General features: G+C 68.0%; 18 protein-coding genes and 2 tRNA genes. 18 read left to right on the plus strand and 2 right to left on the minus strand.

Going from position 1 to position 22,677, the window contains the following annotated elements:
- Positions 1 to 131 precede the first annotated feature (131 nt).
- Both ACYVLV_RS08335 and ACYVLV_RS08340 read left to right on the plus strand, forming a co-directional pair.
- Positions 132 to 1,757 carry a CHAP domain-containing protein gene (locus ACYVLV_RS08335; protein ID WP_460809087.1) on the plus strand — a complete coding sequence of 542 codons (1,626 nt, stop codon included), beginning with the start codon at positions 132 to 134 and terminating at the stop codon, positions 1,755 to 1,757.
- A 40-nt stretch (positions 1,758 to 1,797) separates the two neighbouring features.
- Positions 1,798 to 2,397 (plus strand): mycothiol-dependent nitroreductase Rv2466c family protein, encoded by a 600-nt coding sequence (locus ACYVLV_RS08340; protein ID WP_460809088.1) that lies wholly within the window; start codon positions 1,798 to 1,800, stop codon positions 2,395 to 2,397.
- A 2-nt stretch (positions 2,398 to 2,399) separates the two neighbouring features.
- On the opposite strand, the gene ACYVLV_RS08345 is transcribed toward ACYVLV_RS08340, so the two are convergent.
- Positions 2,400 to 3,650, minus strand: a complete 1,251-nt coding sequence (locus tag ACYVLV_RS08345; protein WP_460809089.1) for a DUF2254 domain-containing protein — start codon at positions 3,648 to 3,650, stop codon at positions 2,400 to 2,402.
- A gap of 87 nt (positions 3,651 to 3,737) precedes the next feature.
- Between ACYVLV_RS08345 and ACYVLV_RS08350 the strand changes: the two genes are divergently transcribed.
- The 10 genes from ACYVLV_RS08350 (at position 3,738) to tig (ending at position 13,089) form a co-directional block, all read left to right on the plus strand.
- Positions 3,738 to 4,880: an N-acetylmuramoyl-L-alanine amidase gene (locus ACYVLV_RS08350; RefSeq protein ID WP_460809090.1), complete on the plus strand. Its 1,143-nt coding sequence runs from the start codon at positions 3,738 to 3,740 to the stop codon at positions 4,878 to 4,880.
- A 19-nt stretch (positions 4,881 to 4,899) separates the two neighbouring features.
- The gene (metG, locus tag ACYVLV_RS08355) at positions 4,900 to 6,771 is read left to right on the plus strand and encodes a methionine--tRNA ligase (RefSeq protein ID WP_460809091.1); all 1,872 of its coding nucleotides are present in this window, start codon (positions 4,900 to 4,902) and stop codon (positions 6,769 to 6,771) included.
- Positions 6,772 to 6,942: 171 nt separating this feature from the next.
- On the plus strand, positions 6,943 to 7,539 hold the full coding sequence (locus tag ACYVLV_RS08360) for a hypothetical protein (RefSeq protein ID WP_460809092.1): 597 nt from the start codon (positions 6,943 to 6,945) through the stop codon (positions 7,537 to 7,539).
- Positions 7,540 to 7,724: 185 nt separating this feature from the next.
- On the plus strand, positions 7,725 to 8,774 hold the full coding sequence (locus tag ACYVLV_RS08365) for an App1 family protein (protein WP_460809093.1): 1,050 nt from the start codon (positions 7,725 to 7,727) through the stop codon (positions 8,772 to 8,774).
- 24 nt (positions 8,775 to 8,798) lie between these two features.
- A complete protein-coding gene (locus ACYVLV_RS08370) occupies positions 8,799 to 9,302 on the plus strand; it encodes a ribose-5-phosphate isomerase (protein ID WP_460809094.1) in 504 nt (167 codons plus the stop codon).
- Positions 9,295 to 10,137, plus strand: a complete 843-nt coding sequence (locus ACYVLV_RS08375; RefSeq protein ID WP_460809095.1) for an Fpg/Nei family DNA glycosylase — start codon at positions 9,295 to 9,297, stop codon at positions 10,135 to 10,137. Before ACYVLV_RS08370 ends, ACYVLV_RS08375 begins: the two co-directional genes overlap by 8 nt.
- 40 nt (positions 10,138 to 10,177) lie before the next feature.
- Positions 10,178 to 11,314, plus strand: a complete 1,137-nt coding sequence (locus ACYVLV_RS08380) for a PP2C family protein-serine/threonine phosphatase (RefSeq protein ID WP_460809096.1) — start codon at positions 10,178 to 10,180, stop codon at positions 11,312 to 11,314.
- An 86-nt stretch (positions 11,315 to 11,400) separates the two neighbouring features.
- Positions 11,401 to 11,474 (plus strand) — tRNA-Gly (locus ACYVLV_RS08385).
- A 45-nt stretch (positions 11,475 to 11,519) separates the two neighbouring features.
- A tRNA-Pro gene (locus ACYVLV_RS08390) sits at positions 11,520 to 11,592 on the plus strand.
- Between the two features lie 75 nt (positions 11,593 to 11,667).
- On the plus strand, positions 11,668 to 13,089 hold the full coding sequence (tig, locus tag ACYVLV_RS08395) for a trigger factor (protein ID WP_460809097.1): 1,422 nt from the start codon (positions 11,668 to 11,670) through the stop codon (positions 13,087 to 13,089).
- 74 nt (positions 13,090 to 13,163) lie between these two features.
- Here tig and ACYVLV_RS08400 read toward each other — a convergent pair whose 3' ends face one another.
- Entirely contained in the window at positions 13,164 to 14,093 is a 930-nt protein-coding gene (locus ACYVLV_RS08400) for a LysR family transcriptional regulator (RefSeq protein ID WP_460809098.1), read from the minus strand.
- A gap of 72 nt (positions 14,094 to 14,165) precedes the next feature.
- On the opposite strand from ACYVLV_RS08400, the gene ACYVLV_RS08405 reads away from it, so the two are divergent.
- From ACYVLV_RS08405 to ACYVLV_RS08430, 6 genes are all read left to right on the plus strand, one after another.
- A complete protein-coding gene (locus tag ACYVLV_RS08405) occupies positions 14,166 to 16,229 on the plus strand; it encodes an oxidoreductase (RefSeq protein ID WP_460809099.1) in 2,064 nt (687 codons plus the stop codon).
- 13 nt (positions 16,230 to 16,242) lie between these two features.
- Positions 16,243 to 17,532 carry an aromatic ring-hydroxylating oxygenase subunit alpha gene (locus tag ACYVLV_RS08410; protein ID WP_460809100.1) on the plus strand — a complete coding sequence of 430 codons (1,290 nt, stop codon included), beginning with the start codon at positions 16,243 to 16,245 and terminating at the stop codon, positions 17,530 to 17,532.
- Complete coding sequence (locus ACYVLV_RS08415; RefSeq protein WP_460809101.1) at positions 17,529 to 18,719, plus strand: FAD-binding oxidoreductase; 1,191 nt, start codon at positions 17,529 to 17,531, stop codon at positions 18,717 to 18,719. Before ACYVLV_RS08410 ends, ACYVLV_RS08415 begins: the two co-directional genes overlap by 4 nt.
- 9 nt (positions 18,720 to 18,728) lie before the next feature.
- On the plus strand, positions 18,729 to 20,054 hold the full coding sequence (locus ACYVLV_RS08420) for an NAD(P)/FAD-dependent oxidoreductase (RefSeq protein ID WP_460809102.1): 1,326 nt from the start codon (positions 18,729 to 18,731) through the stop codon (positions 20,052 to 20,054).
- A gap of 68 nt (positions 20,055 to 20,122) precedes the next feature.
- Positions 20,123 to 21,304, plus strand: a complete 1,182-nt coding sequence (locus ACYVLV_RS08425) for an esterase/lipase family protein (protein WP_460809103.1) — start codon at positions 20,123 to 20,125, stop codon at positions 21,302 to 21,304.
- 59 nt (positions 21,305 to 21,363) lie between these two features.
- Positions 21,364 to 22,614: an MFS transporter gene (locus tag ACYVLV_RS08430; RefSeq protein WP_460809104.1), complete on the plus strand. Its 1,251-nt coding sequence runs from the start codon at positions 21,364 to 21,366 to the stop codon at positions 22,612 to 22,614.
- The last annotated feature ends 63 nt before the right edge of the window (positions 22,615 to 22,677 follow it).

Consider the following 22,677-nt stretch of genomic DNA (forward strand, 5'->3'; position numbering starts at 1 on the left):
ATCGGGCGCCTCACCGGTCCGTGGCGGATGGGGCTGGAGGGGGTTGTCTGGCCAGTGGGATCAGAGTTACACCGTTGATCTTATGTGGATTTTGTTGCGAAACACCCCTGATGTGCTTGACAGTGCTCTGTGTGCCCCCCGACTCCCCTCGCTTTCGCTCGCCCTTCCGCGCCGTCGTTGCCTTCGCGGTGACCGGTTTGGTCGCCGTTCTGCTGCCCCTGATGGCGGCACCGTCGGCCCAGGCCGGTTCGACGATCCTGTGCAGCGGCTACTCGTCGTGCGCCCAGGAGCGGAAGTTCAACGGTGGCTACAAGGGCGACCAGGGCAACATGTACTGGCGGATGTACTCCGGAACGAACTGCACCAACTACGTGGCCTACCGCCTGATCAAGAACGGGATGACCAACGAACGCCCGTGGTCGAGCACCGGCAACGCCTACAACTGGGGCCTGGCCAACTCTCGGATCACAGACAACGTTCCCGCAGTGGGCTCGGTGGCCTGGTTCAACCGGGGCGTTTCCGGAGCTGGATCGGTGGGTCACGTGGCCTACGTCGAGGAGGTCGTGTCCCCGACGGAGATCGTCGTCTCGGAGAGCAACTGGCGCGGTGAGTTCGACTGGCGCCGCATCACCAAGGACTCCTCCTCCTGGCCGAGCGGCTTCATCCACTTCAACGACAAGGCCATGAAGAACACCGCTCCTCCGGTGATCACGGGTGATGCGGCGGTCGACGAGCGGATGACGGTCAGCGCCGGTTCGTGGTCACCGACCCCCACCACCGTGACCTACGCCTGGCTGGCCGATGGGGTCGCGATCGCCGGAGCGACCTCGTCCTCCTTCATCCCGACCGAGGCCGAGCGCGGCAAGCAGCTCAGCGTCCGGGTCGCCGCAGCCGCCACCGGCTACCCGGGCGGGGCGGCGTACTCCGCGCCGACCGACGCTGTGGCTCGGGCCCGCTTCGACCTCGCCGCGCCGCCCCAGGTCAGCGGTAGGGCCGAGATCGACGAGGTGCTGACCACGACCCCCGGTGGCTGGTCGCCGGCGCCGGCGACCATCGCCTACGCCTGGTCGGCGGACGGGAAGCCGATCCCCGGCGCCAACGGCCCGCAACTGGCGATCGACAACTCCCTGGCCGGCAAGCGGATCGTGGCCAGCGTGCTGGTCCGCCGTGAGGGCTACATCAAGGGCCAGGCAGGGTCATCCGCCGTCGGTCCGGTCGTCGCGGGAACCATCGAGACTCCCGAGCCGTACGCCGTGTCCGGTCGGCCGCGCGTGGGCAACACGGTCTCGTTGCGGGGTAGCTACACCCCCCAGGACGCGACGGAGACCTACACCTGGCTTCGAGACGGCAAGCCCATCGCGGGAGCCAACGACCCCTCTTACCGGTTGAGCGTTGCCGACGCCGGCCGGGAGGTCGTGGGACAGGTGGCGTTGTCGAAGCGCAACTACCTCACTCGGGTCGAGCGCGTCTCGCGCGGTCCGGTCACCTCGAAGGCCGACGTGCGTCTCAAGGCTGTCGGCAAGACCCGTCAGGTGTTGGTCGTAGTGCGTGTCAGTGGCCGTGGCTTCGGCCGCCCCCCGGGTGAGGTCAAGATCAAGATCGGTCGGCGCCAGGTCCAGGTTCCCCTGGTCCGGGGCAAGGCCAAGGTCTGGGTCCGCCAGGTGCGGCCGGGCAACGCCCGGGTCGTGGCGAAGTACCTCGGTTCCGACATCGTCGCGCGAGGCAACGCGGTTCAGCGGACCGACGTCCGACGCTGAGCCGCGGGAACAAGTCGGGCCTGCGTCGACTTGATCAGACATGACACAAGCTGACTTCTGGTTCGACCCCGTCTGCCCCTTCGCCTGGATCACCTCCCGTTGGATTCGAGAGGTGGAGCAGGTTCGAGACATCGACGTGCACTGGCACGTGATGAGCCTGTCGTACCTGAACAAGGACAAGGACATCCCTCAGGACTACCGCGACATGCTGGAGCCGGCGTGGGGCCCGGTCCGGGTGTGCATCGCTGCCGCCCAGAAGCACGGTGACGAGGTCCTTCTGCCGCTCTACGAGGCGTTCGGCACGCGGATTCACAACCAGGGCCAGGAACTCAGCCGCGAACTCGTCGCGGCTGCGGTTGCCGATGCGGGGCTCGAACCCGAACTGGTCGATGCCATGGACGACTCCTCACTCGACGAAGCCGTCGCGGCCTCGCACCACACGGGCATGGACCAGGTGGGCGACGACGTCGGCACCCCGGTGATCGCCATCGAGGGCGTCGCCTTCTTCGGGCCGGTGATGTCGTCGATCCCGCGCGGAGAACTAGCAGGTGAGCTCTGGGACGGGGCGGTGGCCCTGGCCAAGTTCCCGGACTTCTACGAGCTCAAGCGCTCCCGGACCGGGGACCTTGATTTCAGTTGACTTCAGCTAGAGGTCTGGGAGGCCGCGACCGCCGCGGCCTTGGCCCGGATGGTCGGCTTGTTCTCCTCGCTGGCGGCCGCCTCGAGGTCGTTGAACATCTCGATGAGGCGCCGAGGGATCTGCAGGCTGGAGGAGCCCCAATGGTCGATCTCATCCACGGCCAGATCGAAGAACTGAGCGAAGGTCCACTCCGAGGTGACCAGGCGGACCACGCCGTCGTCGTCGAGTTGCACTCCGACGGCGGCGGGTTCGCCGACCATCCGACGCAGGATGTCGTGCAGTTCGTCGAGGGCTTGCACGGCGGTGGTCGGGTCGTTCGTCCCGGGGGAGAGTGCGCGCTCGGCGATGTCGACCAGGCGGCGGAACCCGTAGCTGAGGTCCTGTTCCATCGAGCGTTCCCGAGCGAGAGTGATCCCGTCCGCGGTGAGCGTCTCCCAGTCCGCGGCAGCCACGTCGGCCTTTCCGTGGATCAGGGCGAGGGGTGAGCCCTCCGGGAGAAAACTCCCCAGGGGCCAGAGGATCTCGATGCGTACATCGTGCTGTCGGGCCAACGCGCACAGGGTGACGGCGTCCAGCCGGTTGAGATATCCGGTGTGGGGCGCGACCACGACACTCTGCCCGGGCAGGTGCGACAACTCCGGAGGGGTCGAGGGCATGGCCCCTCGACGATCAGCGCTACGCACCAGTAGTCGTCGGGTCTGGTCGCCGGCCTGATGGATGACGGTGGAGACCGCGATCGACTGGGTGATGTGGTGGATGAAGGCCAAGAACATGCCGACCGCCCCCAGGACCAGGAAGAACGAGACCGTAACGGCGAGTTGCGGAACCGAGTCCTTGATGTCGGACAGGGAGCGGATCACGGTGAGGGCGTACAGGAAGGAGGCCGAGAAGACTCCCAACGTGTGCTGGGTGACCCGGTCCTGCAGGAAGGTCTGCAGCACCCGCGGAGAGAACTGGCTGCTGGCCAGTTGCAGGACCACGATGGTGATCGAGAAGACCAGGCCGGTGACCGAGATCATCGCGCCGGCCGTCGTGGACAACAGCGTTCGGGCACTCTCGATGCTCCCGTTGAACAGCAGCGGGATGCCGTTGCCCACGGACTCGTCGAGCAGGGGAAGGCCCAGCCCGGCCAGGACGCTGAAGACCGACCAAGCCGCGGGCACGACCCAGAAGGGTTCGAGGAGCAGGCGGACGCGTCGGCGTACGCGGTCGGTCTTCGGCGGGGCCGACGGGGCCAGGATCGGTGTGGTCACGGGGCGGGTCGAAGGCACCATCTATTAGTACCGGGTTCGTGGTCTAAGTGTTGGCTCTGTGACGGATGTGGCGCATGATGTTTGTCTATGGCTATCTCGGGTACTCGCTCACTGCTCTCGTTGGCGATGATGGTCACCCTGTTCGTGGTGTCCGCGCCGCGGGAGCAGGCGCCGGCTTCAGCTTCCGCGGTCACGACGCTGGCGGCCACCGACGACGGCCTCGACGTCATCGATCTGCGGGTCACGCCTTCCCGACTCGACCGCACGATCGAGACCACGGGCTTCTCGATGGTCGGACTGACCTGGCGGGGGTCCTCGCCGGTCATCCGGGTGCGGGTGCGGGCCGGGGACAGGTGGCGGGCCTGGCGTACCCCAGCGGTGCTCGGCGACGGCCCGGACCGACGATCACGTGAAGGAGATGGGCGCAACGCCACCGCCCTGTTGTGGGTGGGCCCGGCCGACGCGATCCAGATCGACGTCCTGGGGTCCCGTCCGCGCGATCTGCGGCTGACGCTGATGCAGGCCGACGACGGCGCCACGTCTCGTCGGGCCGCCGCCGCGGCCTCCGCCTCTCCCGGGCCGACAACACCCCCGCAGTCCAGTAGGGCCGGCACGCCGACCTCTCCCCCCAGGCCGCAGTTGCGCGGACGACGCAAGTGGGGAGCCGATCCCCGTCTGCGAGACGGGCGCGCGACGTTCAACCGGACGATCCAGCAGGTCCACCTGCACCACACGGCGAGCAGCAATCGCTACACCGCCGGTCAGGTGCCGGGCATCCTGCGCGGGATCTACCGCTACCACACGGTCAATCTCGGCTGGTCCGACATCGGCTACAACTTCCTCGTCGACCGCTTCGGGCGGACCTGGGTCGGACGTGCCGGGGGAGCCAAGCGCCCGGTCCGCGGTGCGCACACCCTCGGTTTCAACAGCACCTCGACCGGGATCGCGGTCATCGGCAACTACGAGGTGACCCGGCCGAGCCGCAAGGTCCGCACCGCCCTGGTCCGGTTGATGGCCTGGAAACTGGCCCGTTACGACCGGCACGCCGCCCAGCGAGTGCTCGTCTACTCGCACGGCAGCGACAAGCAACCGGCCGGCCGGAAGTACCGGCTCCCCACGATCGACGGGCATCGGGACACCAACGCCACCGCCTGCCCCGGCGAGAAGCTCTACGACCGGTTGCGGGGGTTGCGTAAGCGGACGGGTGATCGGGTGCGTCGCTTCAGCTAGGCATCACTACGATCAGCCCATGAGTTCCGAGAGCACCACGAGCCCCGTGACGGGCGGCCGCAGAAACGTCCTGTCCGCGGTTGCCTGGCCCTACGCCAACGGCCCGCGTCACATCGGCCACGTCGCCGGTTTCGGCGTACCGTCCGATGTCTTCAGCCGCTATATGCGGATGGCCGGCCACGACGTCCTGATGGTGTCCGGAACCGACGAGCACGGCACCCCGATCCTGGTCGCGGCCGATCAGCAGGGTGTGACTCCCCGGGAACTGGCCGATAAGAACAACGCCCTGATCGTCCAGGACCTGGTGGACCTCGGACTGTCCTACGACCTGTTCACCCGCACCACGACCGGCAACCACTACAACGTGGTGCAGGAGATGTTCACGACCGTTCACGACAACGGCTACCTCGTCGAGCAGACCACGCGGGGGGCGATCTCCCCCTCCACCGGAAGGACCCTGCCGGATCGCTATATCGAGGGAACCTGCCCGATCTGTGGATACGCCGACGCGCGAGGGGACCAGTGCGACAACTGCACGAACCAGTTGGATCCGACCGAACTGATCGACCCGCGTTCCAAGATCAACGGCGAGACCCCCGAGTTCGTGGAGACCCAACACTTCTTCCTGGACCTCCCGGCTCTGGCTGACGCCTTGGGCGAGTGGCTCGACGAGCGTGAGGCGACAGGGCTGTGGCGGCCCAACGTCATCCGCTTCAGCCAGAACATCCTCAAGGAGATCCGACCTCGCGCGATCACCCGGGACATCGACTGGGGAATCCCCATCCCCCTCGACGAGTGGCGCGACCAGCCGACGAAGCGGCTCTACGTGTGGTTCGACGCCGTCATCGGCTACCTCTCGGCCTCCATCGAGTGGGCACGCCGTTCCGGTGATCCCGAGGCCTGGCGCGCCTGGTGGAACACCACCCCCGGCGAGGAGGGGCCTCTCACCTACTACTTCATGGGCAAGGACAACATCACCTTCCACTCCCAGATCTGGCCGGCCGAGCTGCTGGCCTACAACGGCGCTGGCAGCCGCGGCGGCGAACCCGGCCCCTACGGCTCCTTGACCCTGCCGACCGAGGTGGTGTCCTCGGAGTTCCTGACGATGGAGTCGCAGCAGTTCTCGACCAGTCGTGGCCACGTGATCCTGGTCAGCGATGTCCTGTCGCGCTATCAGCCCGACGCGCTGCGCTACTTCATCTGCGCGGCGGGCCCGGAGACCTCCGATGCAGACTTCACGTGGGCGGAGTTCGTGCTGCGCACCAACTCCGAGCTCGTCGCGGGCTGGGGCAACCTCGTCAATCGCACGGCGACGATGATCGCCAAGAACTTCGGTGAGATCCCTGCGTGTGGTCCGCTCGAGGAGGTCGACGAGTCGGTGCGCGCCGCAGTGCTGACCGGTTTCGAGGTGGTGGGGGATCTCATCGCCCGGCACCGTCAGCGGTCCGCGATCAGCGAGGCCATGCGCGTGGTGGGAGAGGTCAATCGGTACATCGCTCTGACCGAGCCGTTCAAACTCAAGGGAGAGGACCAGCGTGAACGACTCGGGACCGTGCTGCACGTGGCGGCCCAGTGCGTCCTGGACTGCAACACGATGCTCTCGCCCTTCCTGCCGCACTCCTCGAACGAGGTCTGGGCCGCCTACGGCGGGGAAGGGATCTACATGCCGATGCCTCACATCGAACGGGTAGAGGACCTCGATCCCGGTGACGGTGCGCCCGCGGTCGGCGCTGACTCCACCTACCCGGTCATCACCGGCGACTACACCGCCACGCCCAGGTGGGTCTCACGACCCGTGGAGGTCGGAACCCCCATCGCCAAGCCGAGCCCCATCTTCACCAAACTCGATCCCGAACTGGTCGAGGCGGAGCGGGAACGGCTCCGCAAGTGACCTCGTGACCCAACTGGTCTAGACCAGTTGGGTCGACTTTGTGGCTGCACCAGATTTATAGCCGACGATCCCGTTGAATTATCGGCGAAGCACATCCCCCCGTGGTTCGAAACTCCCCCCACGTTGCCCCCGCAACTCCGGTTTCGACGCCACCCTTCGAGAGGAGGGGTCATGCTCGCAGCCCTCGTGGTCACCGGTCTGATGATTCTGGCCTGGCCGCTCGCAGTCGGTGTCTCCCGACCCGCCACGGTGCGCACCCGCGGCCGAGACGCGGACCGGCGTACCCGGTTCGTGGCCCGCAACCCGCACGAGGTGAACGCCGGCGACATCCGCCGCATGCTGACGGCCGGCGGACTGGGACCCGAGCAGGTCGACTACGTCTCGAAGCGAGCAGCGGAACTGGGGATCGGGCCCTTCATGATGCTGGTGTGGCTCAAGCGGTTCGATGCCCAGGCGCTGGCCACCGTCGTGGCCGCCGATCTCTCCCAGCACGAACTGATCGCACATATCTCGAACGGGACGGTGCCGGACCTCGAGGAGTTGCGGGTTTTCGCCGAGCTCAACGGATACACCGCGGTGCCCGTTCCCCGATCGAGCCCGCTCGCGCCGACGCCCGAGCCCCCGACCGACCGGATGACCGCCGGCCCCTCTGCCGAGGAGTGGGCCATCGAGGACGGTGTCCCGGTCACCCTCGAGTCGATGGGCCTCTACCACGCGCCCTCGACCTCGCAGGACGGCGAGAGTGACGCCAATCAGCACATGACCTGAGTCGTCGCGCACCTACTCCACCATTGAAGGGGCGGGCCGCGTCGACGAGGTGTCGATCGCGACCGTTCACAGTCGGCCACCGGACATCCCCCCATCCGGTGGCCGACTGACATTTGTCCCACCCCGTCGAGACGGTCGAGGTGGAGGCGCAGGAGCGGTCCCGAGCGCTCTGCCAGACTGCGGTCATGCCGGACCCGTCGCCCACTGAGAGGCCACACATCGCCCGCGTCGTCGAGGACCGGTGGAACGCCGGACTCGGGGCGCTGCTGTCTCGACGCGGATGGGACCACCGGATCGTGCCGCATGTGGGGTACGCCGGCTCCGGATTCATCCGGGTGTTCGCGCGGGTCCTGTTCGCTCCCGAGAGCCGCGATGAGTCGCCCCGCCGGCAGCCGGAGGATCCCGATGCCTCCCTGGACCGCCGAGGCTGGCGCAACTTCATCACCGCCGAGGCCCAGTCGGTGGACATCGAGATCGGGGTCGGGGACGAGACCTACACGGCGCGCACCGACTCCTCGGGAAACCTGGATGCCCGCATTCCCAATCCCGGCCTCTCCCCGGGGTGGCACCGCATCGATCTGCGCAGCGAACGATCAGCCACCGTGCCGGCCCGCATCCGGGTGATCGATGACGAGGCGAGTTTCGGCATCGTCAGCGACATCGATGACACGGTGCTCTCGACGCTGCTGCCGCGACCCCTGGTGGCGGCGTACAACACCTTCGTGGCTCGGGAGGAGGCACGCAGCCCGGTGAGCGGCATGGCGGTCCTCTACCGGGACCTCCTGCGGCATCGATCCAACGCACCCACGATCTACGTATCGACCGGGGCGTGGAACACCGCAGGGACCCTGCGGAGGTTCCTGGCGCGCAACGCCTTCCCCGACGGTCCGATGCTCCTGACCGACTGGGGTCCCACGAACACCGGATGGTTCCGCTCCGGACGGGCTCACAAGGAGCAGTGCCTGGAAAGTCTCGCCGAGGACTTCCCGAACATCTCGTGGGTGCTCGTCGGGGACGACGGTCAGCGCGACCCGTTGATCTACGGCGACTTCGCACGGCGGCGACCCGAGCGGGTCCGGGCCATCGCGATCCGCGAACTCTCGTTGGGTCAGCAGGTGCTCGCGCACGGCACTCCCATCGCGGCCGTCGACCACGACTCCCACGCCGACGGGGTTCCCGAGGTGCGGGGACGCGATGGGGAAGAACTGGGCGTTGCCCTGACACCGGTCCTCTGAGCCGAGCATGTCAGAATCCGGGCCATGCGCGTTCACCTCGGCTCAGACCATGCCGGACTCGAACTCAAGGACCACTTGTCCGGTTGGTTGGCCGATCAGGGCCACGAACCGGTCGATCACGGACCCTTCGTCTACGACGCCCTGGATGACTACCCGGTGTTCTGCCTGCGGGCCGCCCAAGCGGTGGCGACCGAACGAGCCGCCGGCGAGGAGAGCTTCGCAGTGGTGATCGGCGGATCGGGCAACGGTGAGCAGATGGCGGCCAACAAGGTCGCCGGGGTGCGCGCGGCCCTGGTCTGGAGCGCGGACACCGCAGCCCTGGCTCGGGAACACAACGACGCGAACGTGATCTCGGTCGGTGGGCGATTGCACGAGATCGATGAGCTCACGGGCTTCATCGAGGTCTTCCTTGGAACCGTCTTCACCGGGGACGAGCGCCACGTACGCCGGATCGGTCAGCTCACGTCGTACGAGACGACCGGAGACCTCCCCGCCTTGCCGGCTTCGGCCGTGCGCCCCGATGCCTGAGGGTCACACCCTCTATCGACTCGCCAGAGACCTCGAGAACGCCTTCGCGGGATCGGTGCTCCGCGTCGGCTCTCCGCAGGGTCGGTTCGAGGAGTCGGCCGCGATCCTGGACGGCGCGGTTCTCGAGGAAGCCGACTCCTGGGGAAAGCACCTGTTCCTAGGGTTCAGCCAGTCGCGCATCGTGCACGTGCACCTGGGGCTCTACGGAACCTTCGAGATCCGTCAGGCCGAGGAGGGGTCAGCGGTCCCCGCGCCCGTGGGGGCGGTCCGCCTGCGGCTACAGGACGCCGTTGGCGCCTACGCCGACCTGCGCGGCCCCACCACGTGTGCCTTGATCGGTCCGGCCGAACGCGCCGCAGTCCTGGAACGGTCGGGTCCGGACCCGCTGCGCGGCAGTGACCCGACCGCAGCCTGGCACCGGATCCGGCGAAGCCGGACCCCGATCGGTGCCCATCTGATGGATCAGTCGGTCGTGGCTGGCGTGGGCAACGTGTACCGCGCCGAAGTGCTCTTCCGGCAGAAGTTGCATCCCCTGCGGCCGGGGAACAGCCTGCGGGTGGGCCAGTGGGAGGCGGTGTGGAACGACCTCGCCGAGTTGATGGCCGAAGGGGTCCGGCTCGGCCGGATCGACACCGTCCGACCCGAACACACCCCGGAGGCCATGGGCCGGGAGCCTCGTGTGGATGACCACGGGGGTGAGGTCTACGTCTACCGACGGACGGGTTCGCCGTGTCTGATCTGTGGCCGGGGGATCCGCACGCAGGTGCTGGCCGGGCGAAACCTGTTCTGGTGTGGCCAATGCCAGCGCACATTTCGGTCGCGAGCCCTATCCTGACTCTCACAGACCGTGGGGATGGACTCAGAAGGACATGTGCATGATTGCTCTGGTCGATACCCCGCAGCGCTCGAAGCGGCGATCGAAGCGACGACCGGGCCGCCCCAGCACCTCACTGTCCTGGGGTCGCCGGATCGCACGCCTGCGTCGCCGTGGCCTCAGCCTCGAGATGAGAGTGACGGCGTACCTGATCGGATTCAGCGTGGGGAGCCTCGCGCTCATCATCGCCTTCCCCGACGTCATGCCGTTCAGCAGCCTGATGCTGCCCCTGCTGCTGGGGAGTCTGCTGCTGGGGCCCAGGACCCTGCCTTGGTACGTGTTGTTCGACATGTCGATGTTGGCCATCGCCCTGACCCAACAGAGCGAGATGACCAGCCGCATCGTGGCAGCGGCCGGACTGCAGTTCGTCATGGGATTCGTGGTGATGGTCGTCGGCTTCCGACGTGGTCGGCTGGGTGTGACCGTGGTCCGGGGGGAGTCGATGCTGATCGACCTACGCGACCAGATCCTCGACCAGGGCCGGATTCCCGATCTGCCTGCGGGGTGGGACGTGCAGGCAGCCCTCCGGTCGGCCGGTGGTACTCCGTTCGCCGGTGACTTCGTGGTGGCCAGCGTGAACGACCCCCATCGCCTGGAAGTGGTGGTCGTCGATGTCTCGGGCAAGGGCGAGGAGGCGGGCACCCGTGCGCTCCTGCTGTCCGGAGCGTTCGGCGGCCTGCTCGGAGCGCTGCCACCGGAGCAGTTCCTGCCGGCGGCCAATCAGTATCTGCTGCGCCAGGACTGGGACGAGGGCTTCGCCACTGCGGTGCACCTCACCGTGGACCTGTGTTCTGGACGCTACGAGATCCGGACCGCGGGTCACCCGCCAGCCGCGCACCGCATCTCCGGTTCCGGGCGATGGCACGTCCTGAGGTCGGAGGGGCCGATCCTGGGTCTGATCGAAGGAGCCGACTTCATCACCGCGACGGGCGTCCTCAGCACCGGTGACGCCGTGCTGATGTACACCGACGGGATGGTCGAGGACCCCCGACGAGACATCGAGTTGGGGATCGACGCGATGTTGGGCGAGGCGGAGTCACTGCTGCGGGGGTCCTTCCGCGACGCCGCCGAGCGGCTCACCGATGCCCTGGGTTCCCGGGACGACGACCGTGCGATGCTCGTGGTGCATCGCACGTAGTCACCCGCCGAGTGGGTCCCGCATTCGGCCACTGCGAGGGGTGTGTGGCACGATGTGATGTCGCTCGAGCATGCGCTCTAGCGTGCGCGGATGTAGCTCAATGGTAGAGCCTCAGTCTTCCAAACTGACCACGCGGGTTCGATTCCCGTCATCCGCTCCAAGTGGCCCTCCACGACCTCTTTTGAGGTGGGGGAGGGGCTCTTGGCGGGGCGTAGCGTAGTGGCTAGCGCGCCTGCTTTGGGAGCAGGAGACCGCAGGTTCGAGTCCTGTCGCCCCGACGCACGTCCGAGTGGCTCGCCGCAGCCGGCGCCCGCCCGTCAATCCGACCAGCACCTAGCATGAGGAGATCACCTGTGAAGAGCGCCGTCGAGACCTTGAGCCCGACCAGGGCCAAGCTGACCGTCGAGGTGCCCTTCGAGGAGCTCAAGCCGAGCCTCGACGCGGCGTACAAGAAGATCGCCCAGCAGATCAACGTTCCGGGCTTCCGTAAGGGCAAGGTCCCGCCGATGGTCATCGACCGTCAGGTCGGCCGTGGCGCCGTCCTCGACGAGGCGATCAACGCCGTGGTGCCCGAGAAGTACATGGAGGCGCTGCAGGAGAACTCGCTGCAGCCGCTGGCCCAACCGGAGATCGAGGTCACGAAGTTCGAGGACAACGAGTCCCTGGAGTTCACCGCCGAGGTCGACATCAAGCCCGAGATCGAGCTGCCGCCCTACGACGGCATCGTCGCGCAGGTCGACGACCTCGAGGTGACCGACGAGGACCTCACCGAGCAGACCGACGCGCTGCGTCAGCGCTTCGCCAGCCTCACCGACGTCGAGCGCGCCGCCGCGGACGGCGACTTCGTCGTCCTGGACCTCAAGGCGACCCAGAACGGCGAGGTCCTCGAGGGGGCCGAGGTCAGCGACATGTCCTACCAGGTCGGTCGTGGCGGGATGATCGACGGCCTCGACGAGGCGCTGACCGGGATGAGCGCAGGCGAGGACAACACGTTCTCCACCCAGCTCGTCGGTGGCGACCTCCTCGGCGAGGACGTCGAGGTGGCCGTCACGGTCAAGCAGGTCCAGGAGCAGGAGCTGCCGGAGTACGACGACGACTTCGCCCAGGAGGCGTCCGAGTTCGACACCATCGAGGAACTCACCGCCGACGTGCGTGAGCGTCTGACCCGGGGCAAGCGCCTCGAGCAGGCTGCGGCCGCCCGGGACGCCGTGCTGGAGGCCCTCCTCGAGCAGGTCGAGGTGCCGCTGCCCGAGACCACCGTCACCGACGAGCTCAACGCCCGCCGCCAGAGCATCGAGCAGCAGCTCGGACAGGCCGGGATCTCGATGGCGAAGTACCTCGAGGACGAGGAGCAGACCGTCGAGGAGTTCGAGGCCGACCTCGAACGACGTGTCCGCGATGCCGTGGCCGCACAGTTCATCCTCGACGAGATCGCCAAGAACGAGGAGATCGGGATCGAGCAGGCTGAACTGTCCGACCACCTGGTCCGTCGTGCGCAGCAGTCCGGTCAGGACCCGCAGCAGTTCGCGAACCACATGTTCGAGCACAACCACATCCCGGAGATGGTCCAGGAGATCCTGCGCGGCAAGGCTCTGGCCACCATCGTCGAGACTGCGGTCGTGACCGATGCTTCCGGCAACCACGTGGAGCTGAAGAACCTGCAGCCCGACGGAACCATCGGCGAGCCCGTGGCCGACGTCGAAGTTGGGGCCGAAGCCGAGGTCGAGGAGACCCCGGCCGAGTCCGCAACGGACGCCGAGGCGACCGAGGACTGATTCCTCACCGCAGCATTGCGAGAGCCGATCCCGAACGATTCGGGGTCGGCTTTCGTGTTCCCTCGGCCGGGCCGCTAGCTTTCGTCGGCCCAGCCCGGGATAGCCACGAGCCCGGCCACGCGGCGTAGTTCACTCAGGGCCATAGCGATCTCAGGCTGTCCGCCGGTTCCCCGACGTACGGCGGTCCGCACCTGGCGTGAGGGTGTCGGATCCCCGAACAACGGCACCCGAACGGTCTCGTCGGCCCCCGGGATGCGGGCGAGCCGGGGGACCAGCGCCACACCGAGACCAGCAGCGACCAGCGCCGCACCACAGTCCCATTCGACGACCTGGTGTGCTTGGCGTGGTCGGAATCCGGCCGAGGTGCAGGCGGTCAGGACCAGCTCGAAGTGGGGGCTCCCCGGACGGTCCATGATCCACGGCTCGTCGGCGGCCTCCGAGAGGCCCACCCGATCCTGGTTCGCCAGACGGTGTCCGACGGGGACCAGGAGATCGAGTGCATCGTCGAGCAGGGGTCGTTGATCGAATCGCGGGTCGTTGGTCGGAGGGATCGCGCTGGTCGTCACCACCACGGCGACGTCAGCGGTGTCCGCCAGGAGCATGTCGAAGCACGTCATGGGATCGGCCTCGATGATGCGGACTTCCGAGCGGGGGAAGCGTTCGATCAGTTTTGCGGCCACGGGAGGAAGCAGGGCGGATGCGGCGGTCGAGAATCCGACCAGACGGACCCGCCCCCGTCCTTCACCGGCCGAGTGCTGGACCTCGGCGCGGATCTGCTCCCAGTGCTCGAACAGGTCGTCGGCGCGGGAGAGCAGTGTTCGCGCGGCCGGGGTCAGGCGGACCCGTCGACCATCGGGCACCAGCAGCCCCACCCCCAGGTCGTGGGCGAGGGTGCGCAGTTGGTGGGAGACCGCCGACGGGGTGTAGCCCAGGTCCTCCGCCGCAGCGGTGATCGTCCCCCGCTCGGCCACCATGCGGAGGACGAGGATGCGACGATCGATCATGCGATCATCCTGCACGATCATCGGTAAAAAGGTTCGCTTTTCTTTGAGAGTCGGGGAGGTCACTCTGTCCGTGTGCACCACCTGGACCCGCTCCTGGAGAGCTACCAACTGCGTAACGTCACCCTGCGCAACCGCGTGGTGAGTACCTCTCACGAGCCGGCCTACACCGAGGACGGCATGCCGAAGGACCGCTATCGGCTCTACCACATCGAGAAGGCGCGAGGAGGGGTTGGCCTGACCATGATCGGCGGGTCGGCGGTGGTCTCGCCGGACAGTCCGCCGGCCTTCGGAAACATGTTGCTCTACCGCGACGAGATCGTGCCGTGGCTGCGTCGTCTGACCGATGACGTCCACGAGGCCGGAGCGGCGGTGATGTGTCAGGTCACCCACCTGGGTCGTCGGACCAGCAACTTCACCGGCGACTGGTTGCCGTTGGTCTATCCCTCCCCGTTGCGGGAGTCCCAGCACCGGTCCTTCCCCAAGGCCGCCGAGTCCTGGGACGTGGACCGGATCGTGCGCGACTTCGCCGACGCTGCAGCCCGCTGCCAGGCGGCCGGGTTGGACGGCATCGAGATCGAGTCCTACAGCCACCTCTTCGACGCCTGGGTCTCCCCGGCCACCAACCTGCGCACCGACGAGTTCGGCGGCAGCCTGGAGAACCGAATGACCTTCCCCCTGCGGGTCCTCGACGCGGTGCGGGCCGCGGTCGGACCCGACTTCGTGGTCGGACTCCGGATGGCCATGGACGAACAACTGCCCGACGGACTCGGGTTGTCCGACACCCTCGAGGTCGTACGCCGCTACCTCGACCACGGCGTCGACTTCCTCTCGGTGATCAAGGGGGGCCTGGACAGCGACGCTCGCCTGGCCGCCACGATTCCCTCGATGGGGACGCCCTCTGCGCCGTTCCTGGCCTTCGCGGGGGAGGTACGCCGGGCCCTGGACGTCCCCGTCATGCACGCCGCGAGGATCGGGGATGTCGCCACCGCCCGATACGCGATCCGAGAGGGTCTCCTGGACCTGGTGGGGATGACCCGCCCGCAACTCGCCGACCCCCATCTGGTGGCCAAGGTGGCCCGGGGGGAGGAGGACCGGATTCGGCCCTGCGTTGGGGCGAGCTACTGCCTCGACGCGATCTATGAGTCCGGCGATGCCAAGTGCGTGCACAATCCCGCGACCGGTCGTGAGCAGACGATGCCGCACGTGATCACTCCGACCGTTGGGAGGCGTCGGCGAGCGGTCGTGATCGGGGCAGGGCCAGCGGGTCTCGAAGCGGCACGCGTGCTCGGGGAACGAGGTCACCGGGTCGTGGTCCTGGAGGCTGCGGACCGCCCGGGCGGCCAGGTGTTGCTGGCCTCTTCGACAACGCGCCGTCGGGACCTGATCGGCATCATCGACTGGAGGGTCGCTGAGGCCAAGTACAGCGACGTCGAGATGCGGTACGGCGTCTACGCGGACAAGGCCACGGTGCTCGCCGAGGACCCCGATCTCGTGGTGGTCGCCACCGGCGGGCTGCCCGACCGCAGCTTCCTGACCGAGGGTCAGGACCTGGTGCTCGACACCTGGGATGTGCTGGGTGGCACCGGCGGCACACCGAGACCCGGTCAACGAGTTCTGGTCTTCGACGATCACGGTGGGGAGCCCGGGCTCGACGCCGCCGAGCACCTCGCGAGAATGGGGTCGCAGGTCGAGCTAGTGACACCCGAACGCACCGTCGGGATCTCGGTGGGGTCGATGAACAGCCCGGCGTACCTCGCCGCCTTCGCCGAGTACGACGTCACCCTGACCCTCGCCCTGCGCCTGATCGCGGTCCGCCGGTCTGAGCCCGGAGCACCTCACCGCCTGGTGGCCAGCCTCGTGAGCGACTACCGGCCCGACGTCGTCCTCGAACGACAGGTCGACCACGTGGTGGTCGAGCACGGAACCCTGCCCAACGACGAGCTCTACCACGAACTCACGGCGGACTCGACGAATCTCGGTGAGGTCGACCATGACGCCCTCATCGCCGGGCGCCCGCAGCAGGTGGCCACCAACGCCGCCGGTCGCTTCGCCCTGTTCCGGATCGGCGACGCCGTGACCAGTCGCAACATCCACGCCGCGGTGTACGACGCGCTGCGCCTGTGCATCACCGTGTGAAGGAGGAGTTCCGATGACCGCGCTGACCTCGGCCCCCGCCGAAACCCTGCCCGGCGCCGCCGCCCGTGCGCGCCTGCTGGCGACCCTGGAGGGCCGCCGACCCGGGCACTCGCTTCCGGCCGGTTGCTACACCGATCCCGAACTGCACGAGCTGGACCTGCGTTTGTTGTGGTCGCGGCAGTGGATCTTCGCCGGCACCGCGGCCGAGGTGTCCGAACCCGGCGACTACCTCACCGTCGACCTCGGGACCTCCTCGATCATCGTGGTGCGGGACGACGACGATCAGATCCGCGCCTTCCACAACGTATGCCGCCACCGGGGCGCCCGCCTGGTCACCGAAGGCCGCGGAACCGTGGGGAACATCGTCTGCGGCTACCACCGCTGGACCTACACCACCGAGGGTCGACTGGTCAGCGCTCCCGGGCTGCCCGCAGGTGCCGATCCGGCCTGCCTGGGCCTGCGTTCGGCGCACGTACGCGACGTCGCAGGCCTGCTCTTCCTGTGTCTGGCACCGGAGCCTCCCGAGGACATCGAGGAGGTGGGGCGGATCCTGGGGCCGTACTTCGCGCCGCACGGACTGGGCGCGGCCAAGGTGGCCGTTCAGATCGACATGGTGGAGCAGGGCAACTGGAAACTCACCATGGAGAACAACCGCGAGTGCTACCACTGCGAGAGCGGTCACCCGGACCTGACCTGCACGTTCTTCCCGACCTGGGGGCTGCGTGATGACCAGGTTCCTGCCAGGTTGCGCCCCTCACACGACCGGTATCTTCTGGCCGACGCAGAGCTCCGACGACTCTGCGAGGCTCAGGCGCTGCCGTATCCCGCCGTCGAGGACCTCATCGACCGCCCGCTCGGGTTCCGGGTCGAGCGAACTCCCCTGGACGGTGCGGGGGAGTCGTTCAGCCTGGACGGGACCAGCCTGGTGGGACGGCTGCTGGGTTCGATCACCGAGAAGCGCTCGGGGCGGCTGGGACTGCACACGCAGCCCAACGGTTGGTTCCACGTCCTGTCCGACCACGCGGTCACGTTCGCGGTGTTACCGCTCGCGGTCGACCGCACGTTGGTGCGGACCACCTGGCTGGTCGACGCCGACGCCGTCGAGGGCGTCGACTACGACGTCGAGGAACTGACCCGGGTGTGGCGACACACGAACGAGGAGGACGCGGCCTTCGTCGCCCTCGCGCAGGCAGGGGTGAGCGACCCGGCCTACGAGCCAGGGCCCTACACCGAGAGCGAGCGGCAGGTGGACGCGTTCGTGCAGTGGTACGTCGCCCGCATGCGAGAGGAGCTGAACCGATGACTCATCCGTTGGTCGAGCCCGTCGAGACCCCCGTAGAAGACTCGACATCCCTCCACCTCGTGCCCGATCTTCCGGCCGCTCCACCCCGTCCTCTGGGCGACGGGGTGCTTCCCAGCGAGACGTCGATCGACCAGGAGTTCGGGGTCCGACGCAGGATCCAGGTCACCCACGATGTGGTCACGCTGGTCCTGGAACCGAAACGACCCCAGGTCTTCGCCTACTCTCCCGGGCAGTACCTCACCCTCAGGGTCGAAGTGGAGGGCGTGCTGGTCGAGCGCTGCTACACCATCTCGTCGCCTCCGACTCGTCCACATCTGCTCACCATCACGGTCAAACGACTGGACGGCGGCGCCTTGTCGCCGTTCCTGCACGATCGACTGGTCGTCGGGGACCGGGTGTCTGCCGTCGGACCTCTGGGCCGGTTCACGGTCGCCGCGCACCCGTCTTCGAAGCTGCTGCTCCTCTCGGCCGGAAGCGGGATCACTCCGACCCTGTCCACCGTGCGGGCGATGGCGGATCTGGGCGATCTCGACGCGGACGGCGTGGACGTCGTGGTGGTGCACAGCGCCCGGACACCCGATGACCTGGTCTGTCGTCCGGAACTGGAGGCCCTCGCTGCGACGTACGCCGGACTGCGGGTGGTGTGGGTCTGTGAGGAGGACTCGTCGGGTACTGCGGGGATGTGGGCCGGATGGCGCGGGAGGCTGGACGAGACGGTGCTGATGGCGAACGTCTCGGACATCGCCGACCGGGAGGTGTTCACCTGCGGTCCTCCGGGCTACATGGCCGCCGTGCACGATCTCCTCGGCCGGGTCGGCGCCGATCCGGAACGCTGCCATCAGGAGAGCTTCGTGATCGGCGCGGCAGCCGGCTCGACGCCCGAGTCGATCCTGTCGAACAGATCGGGTACGGCGGTCTCGACCGGATTCGCCACGATCCGGTTCGGCCGCAGTGGTCGCGAGGCCCTCTGCGCACCAGGGACCACCGTGCTGGCCGCCGCTGCCTCGGTCGGGGTGAATCTTCCTTCCTCCTGCGGAGAGGGCCTCTGTGGCACTTGCAAGGTCTCGCTTCTCTCCGGTCGGGTGGACATGGACCACCAGGGCGGCATCCGGCCCCGGGAGATCGCCGCGAACAAGTTCCTGCCCTGTTGCTCTACACCCGACGGCGACATCGTCGTCGATGCCTGAGGAGACGTCATGACTGCTTCCACCACTGTGACCGCCGACGCCGTCGTGGTCGGTTCGGGAGTCATCGGCTCCGCGGTCGCTTTCGAGCTCGCTCGCGGTGGTCGCGACGTGCTGGTCCTGGACAAGTCCGCAGGGCCCGGACACGGATCGACCTGTGCCTCCAGCGCGGTGATCCGATTCCTCTACTCGACCTTCGACACCGTGGCCACGTCCTGGGAGGCGAAGTTCATGTGGGAGCAGTGGGAGGAACATCTGGGTCTCGTCGGGGTCGAGGACCCGCCTGCGCTGGCCCGCTTCCACCGGACCGGGATGCTGCACCTCGACGTACCTGCCGTACCCCGGGAGCAGAGTCGCGAGTTGCTGCGAGCAGCGGGAGTGCCGTTCGAGGACCTCGGTCCCGACGAGCTGATCGCCCGGTTCCCCCATCTCGACGGCGGGGCCTACTGGCCCAACAAGCCGGTCAGCGACGACGCCTTCTGGGAGGAGACCCCCGTTCGGCTGGGGGCGCTGTTCACCCCCGACGCCGGCTACATGGACGACCCGCGTCTGTGTGCGGACAATCTCGCTCGTGCGGCCAAGGAGCGGGGGGCACGGGTGCTCTGCCGGACCGAGGTCGTCAGTGCCGAGTTCGTGGGGGACACCTGGCGCCTGGGCCTGGCCGACGGCCGGACGGTCGAGGCGCCCGTGGTGGTCAATGCTGCGGGACCCTGGTCCGGCGCCTTCAACGCCATGGCCGGGATCGGTGCCGAGTTCACCGTCGGGGTACGCCCCCTACGTCAGGAGGTGCACCAGGTCGCCCAGCCCGAGGGCTACGGCACCGATACGGCCCCGGGCCCGGGTGTGTTCGATCTCGATCTCGGGACCTATATGCGTCCAGGACCCGCGCAGACCTGGGTCGTGGGCGGCACCGAACCCGAGTGTGACCCCTTCGACTGGATCACCGACCCGGACGACGTGGACCTGCACGTCAGCACCGGTCGCTACGAGTCACAGGTCACCCGGGCAGCCCGCCGTCTGCCGGAACTCAGAGTGCCGAACCGGCCATGCGGGGTCGTGGGGGTCTACGACGTGGCCGACGACTGGACTCCGATCTACGACCGGACCGATGCGCCCGGCTTCTACGTGGCCATGGGAACCAGCGGCAACCAGTTCAAGAACGCGCCGATCGCCGGCCGGTTCCTGGCCGCGATCATCGATGCGGTCGAGAACGGCGAGGATCATGACACCGCGCCGGTGACCTACGTCGGGGAACACACCGGGTTGAAGATCGACCTGAGTGCCTTTTCGCGCAAGCGACCGATCAACGACGCCAGCAGCAGGACCGTCCTGGGGTGAGGCAACCGACAGCGGTCGAGGCGTCGAATGAGTGCACATTCGTTCACTGAGCCGTTACGCTGAGGTTCATGACGATGACTGCTCCGGGGCCCAGTGTGCTCGACTCGCTCTCCCTACTCTCGCAGGTGGCTGACGACGTCGTCATCAAGACAGCGCGCGACACCCACTTCGCGATCGCCGACCGCGTGCACGCCGTCGCTCGGCGGGGGACCGGCGGCGCCTCTACGGTTCCTGAGGTCGTGCACCGCGGAATCGCCGGCGCGGTGTACGGCGGGCTGGGCGTGGGTTTGCGCGCCGCGTCGACCGGGCTCGACCGCGTGGCCGCGACGGGAGTCGGGCCGCGTCTGGAGGACGGGCCCAAGGGGCGGTTCATCAGCTCGGCCATCAACGGGCTGATCGGGGACAAACTGTTGGAGGAACGCCCCCACATGGCGATTCCGATGGCGGTACGGGCCCACGGCCGGGACGTCATGCTGACCGAGGCGGGCGTGGCCGAGGCCTTCCCCGATGCCCAGGGTCGGATGGTCGTGTTCCTGCACGGCCTGTGCGAGAACGAGTCCTACTGGAACTTCCAGCGCGACCAGCGGGGGCCGACGTACGGCGAAGCCCTGGCCGAGCGGGACTGGAGTCCCGTTTTCCTGCGGGCCAACTCCGGGCTGTCCATGCGGGAGAACGGGGTGGCCCTCGCTGCGCTGCTGCAGCGACTGGTGGACGCCTGGCCGGTGCCGGTCACCCGGATCGCGCTGGTCGGCCACTCGCTCGGCGGACTCATCATCCGCGCGGCCGGGGCGGTCGCCGCCGAAGCTCCCGGATCGGGCGTCGCCTGGTCCCCGCTGGTGAGCGACGTCATCACCCTGGGCACCCCGCACCTCGGGGCCCCCATCGCCTGGGGCATCGGGCACGGCAGCCGCGGACTCGCGCGCCTTCCCGAGACGGCCGCGTTCGGTCGGATCCTGGACTGGCGATCGGTGGGGGTCCACGACCTGGTGGCCGGCCTGACCCATGACGTGCCCCCGATGCCCGACGCGCGCTACCGACTGGTCTGCGCCACGCTCACGCAGGATCGCCAGCATCCTGTGGGGCGCGTGGTGGGGGATCTGCTGGTCCGCCCCCGGTCGGCGTACGGAACCGATCGGCAGGGGCGGCGGCTTTTCCCCGACGCGGAGGTGCTGCACGTCGGCAACTGCGACCACTTCGGGATCTTGAACCATCAGCGGGTGCACGAGGCGATGCGGGACTGGCTGGCTTGACCTAGCCTTGCCCCTCGTCGAGGCGGCCGTTGGGGCAGTCGTGGAGAGAGGGTGCATCCGTGGAGACCCGCGACCTCCTCCCGGGGGCCCTGAGCAGGACCGGCCTACGACGGGTCGTCGTAGTGCTGTCGGTCACCGAGATCACCAGCTGGGGAGTGCTCTACTACGCCTTCCCGGTGCTCCTCACCTCGATGAGGCGCGACACCGGTTGGAGTACGACAAGCCTGGCGGCGGCGTTCTCCTCGAGTCAGATCGTCGCTGCGGTGCTGGGTCTCGTCGTGGGGCGGATGATCGATCGTTACGGGCCGCGGATGTTGATGACCGGTGGATCGGTGCTCGCGGTGCCGGCACTCCTCGTCATCGCCTACGCCTCCACGTATGCGGTCTTCCTCAGCGGCTGGCTGCTGGCCGGGGTCGCGATGGCGGGCGTGCTGTACCCCCCGGCGTTCGCCGCGCTGACCCATTGGGGTGGCGCCTCGCGGGTCGCTGCCCTGACCACCCTGACCCTGGTCGCCGGACTTGCGAGCACGGTGTTCGCCCCGCTGACCGCTGCGCTGAACTCCATGCTGGGGTGGCGGGACACCTACGTCGTCCTCGCCGTCGTCTTGGCGGTGGTGACCATCCCGGCCCATTGGTTCGGGCTGAGGGCGGCGTGGACACCGGCGCACCTGATGGGTGACGGGGGGCTGGCGGAGGCCAGGCGGGTGTGGAGGACCCGCCCCTTCCTCGTGCTGATGTTCTGCACCAGCGCGGCGGCCTTCACCATCTATGCCGTCCTGATCAACCTCGTCCCGCTCCTGGTCGACCGGGGCCTGAGCGCCGGCGGGGCTGCGATCGCGCTCGGCGTGGGTGGCCTGGGCCAGGTCTTCGGTCGGTTGGGCTATGCCCGCTTCGCGGCCCGGGTGCCGACGGTTGCGCGGACCGTGATCGTCTTGTCCGCCGTAGCGTTCAGCACTGCCCTGCTTGCTGTCTTGCCGGGCCCGACCGCTGCCTTGTTCGTCGTTTCGCTGCTGGTCGGCGTCAGCCGCGGCGTCTTCACCCTGATCCAGGCCACTGCCGTCAGTGACCGCTGGGGCGTGGCCGGCTTCGGTGGGCTGAACGCGATCCTGACGGCTCCGCTGCTGTTCGCCGCGGCGGTGGCGCCCTTCGCCGGAGCGGCCCTCACGGAGGCGACCGGCTCGTTCGCCGTCTCGTTCCTGATCTTGGCGCTCGTGTCGGCGATCGCGGCCGTGGCCGCATTGGCCACCCATCCTTCCGCTGTCGGCGAACAGAGGGGTCCAGCCCGTGGAGTTGTCGGTTCTTCGGGCTAGTGTCCTGGATGTGAACCAGAACCCCTTCGATGCCAATGTCTCGATGTCCGAGCTCACGTTGTC

This window comes from Nocardioides salsibiostraticola (genome assembly GCF_054783655.1).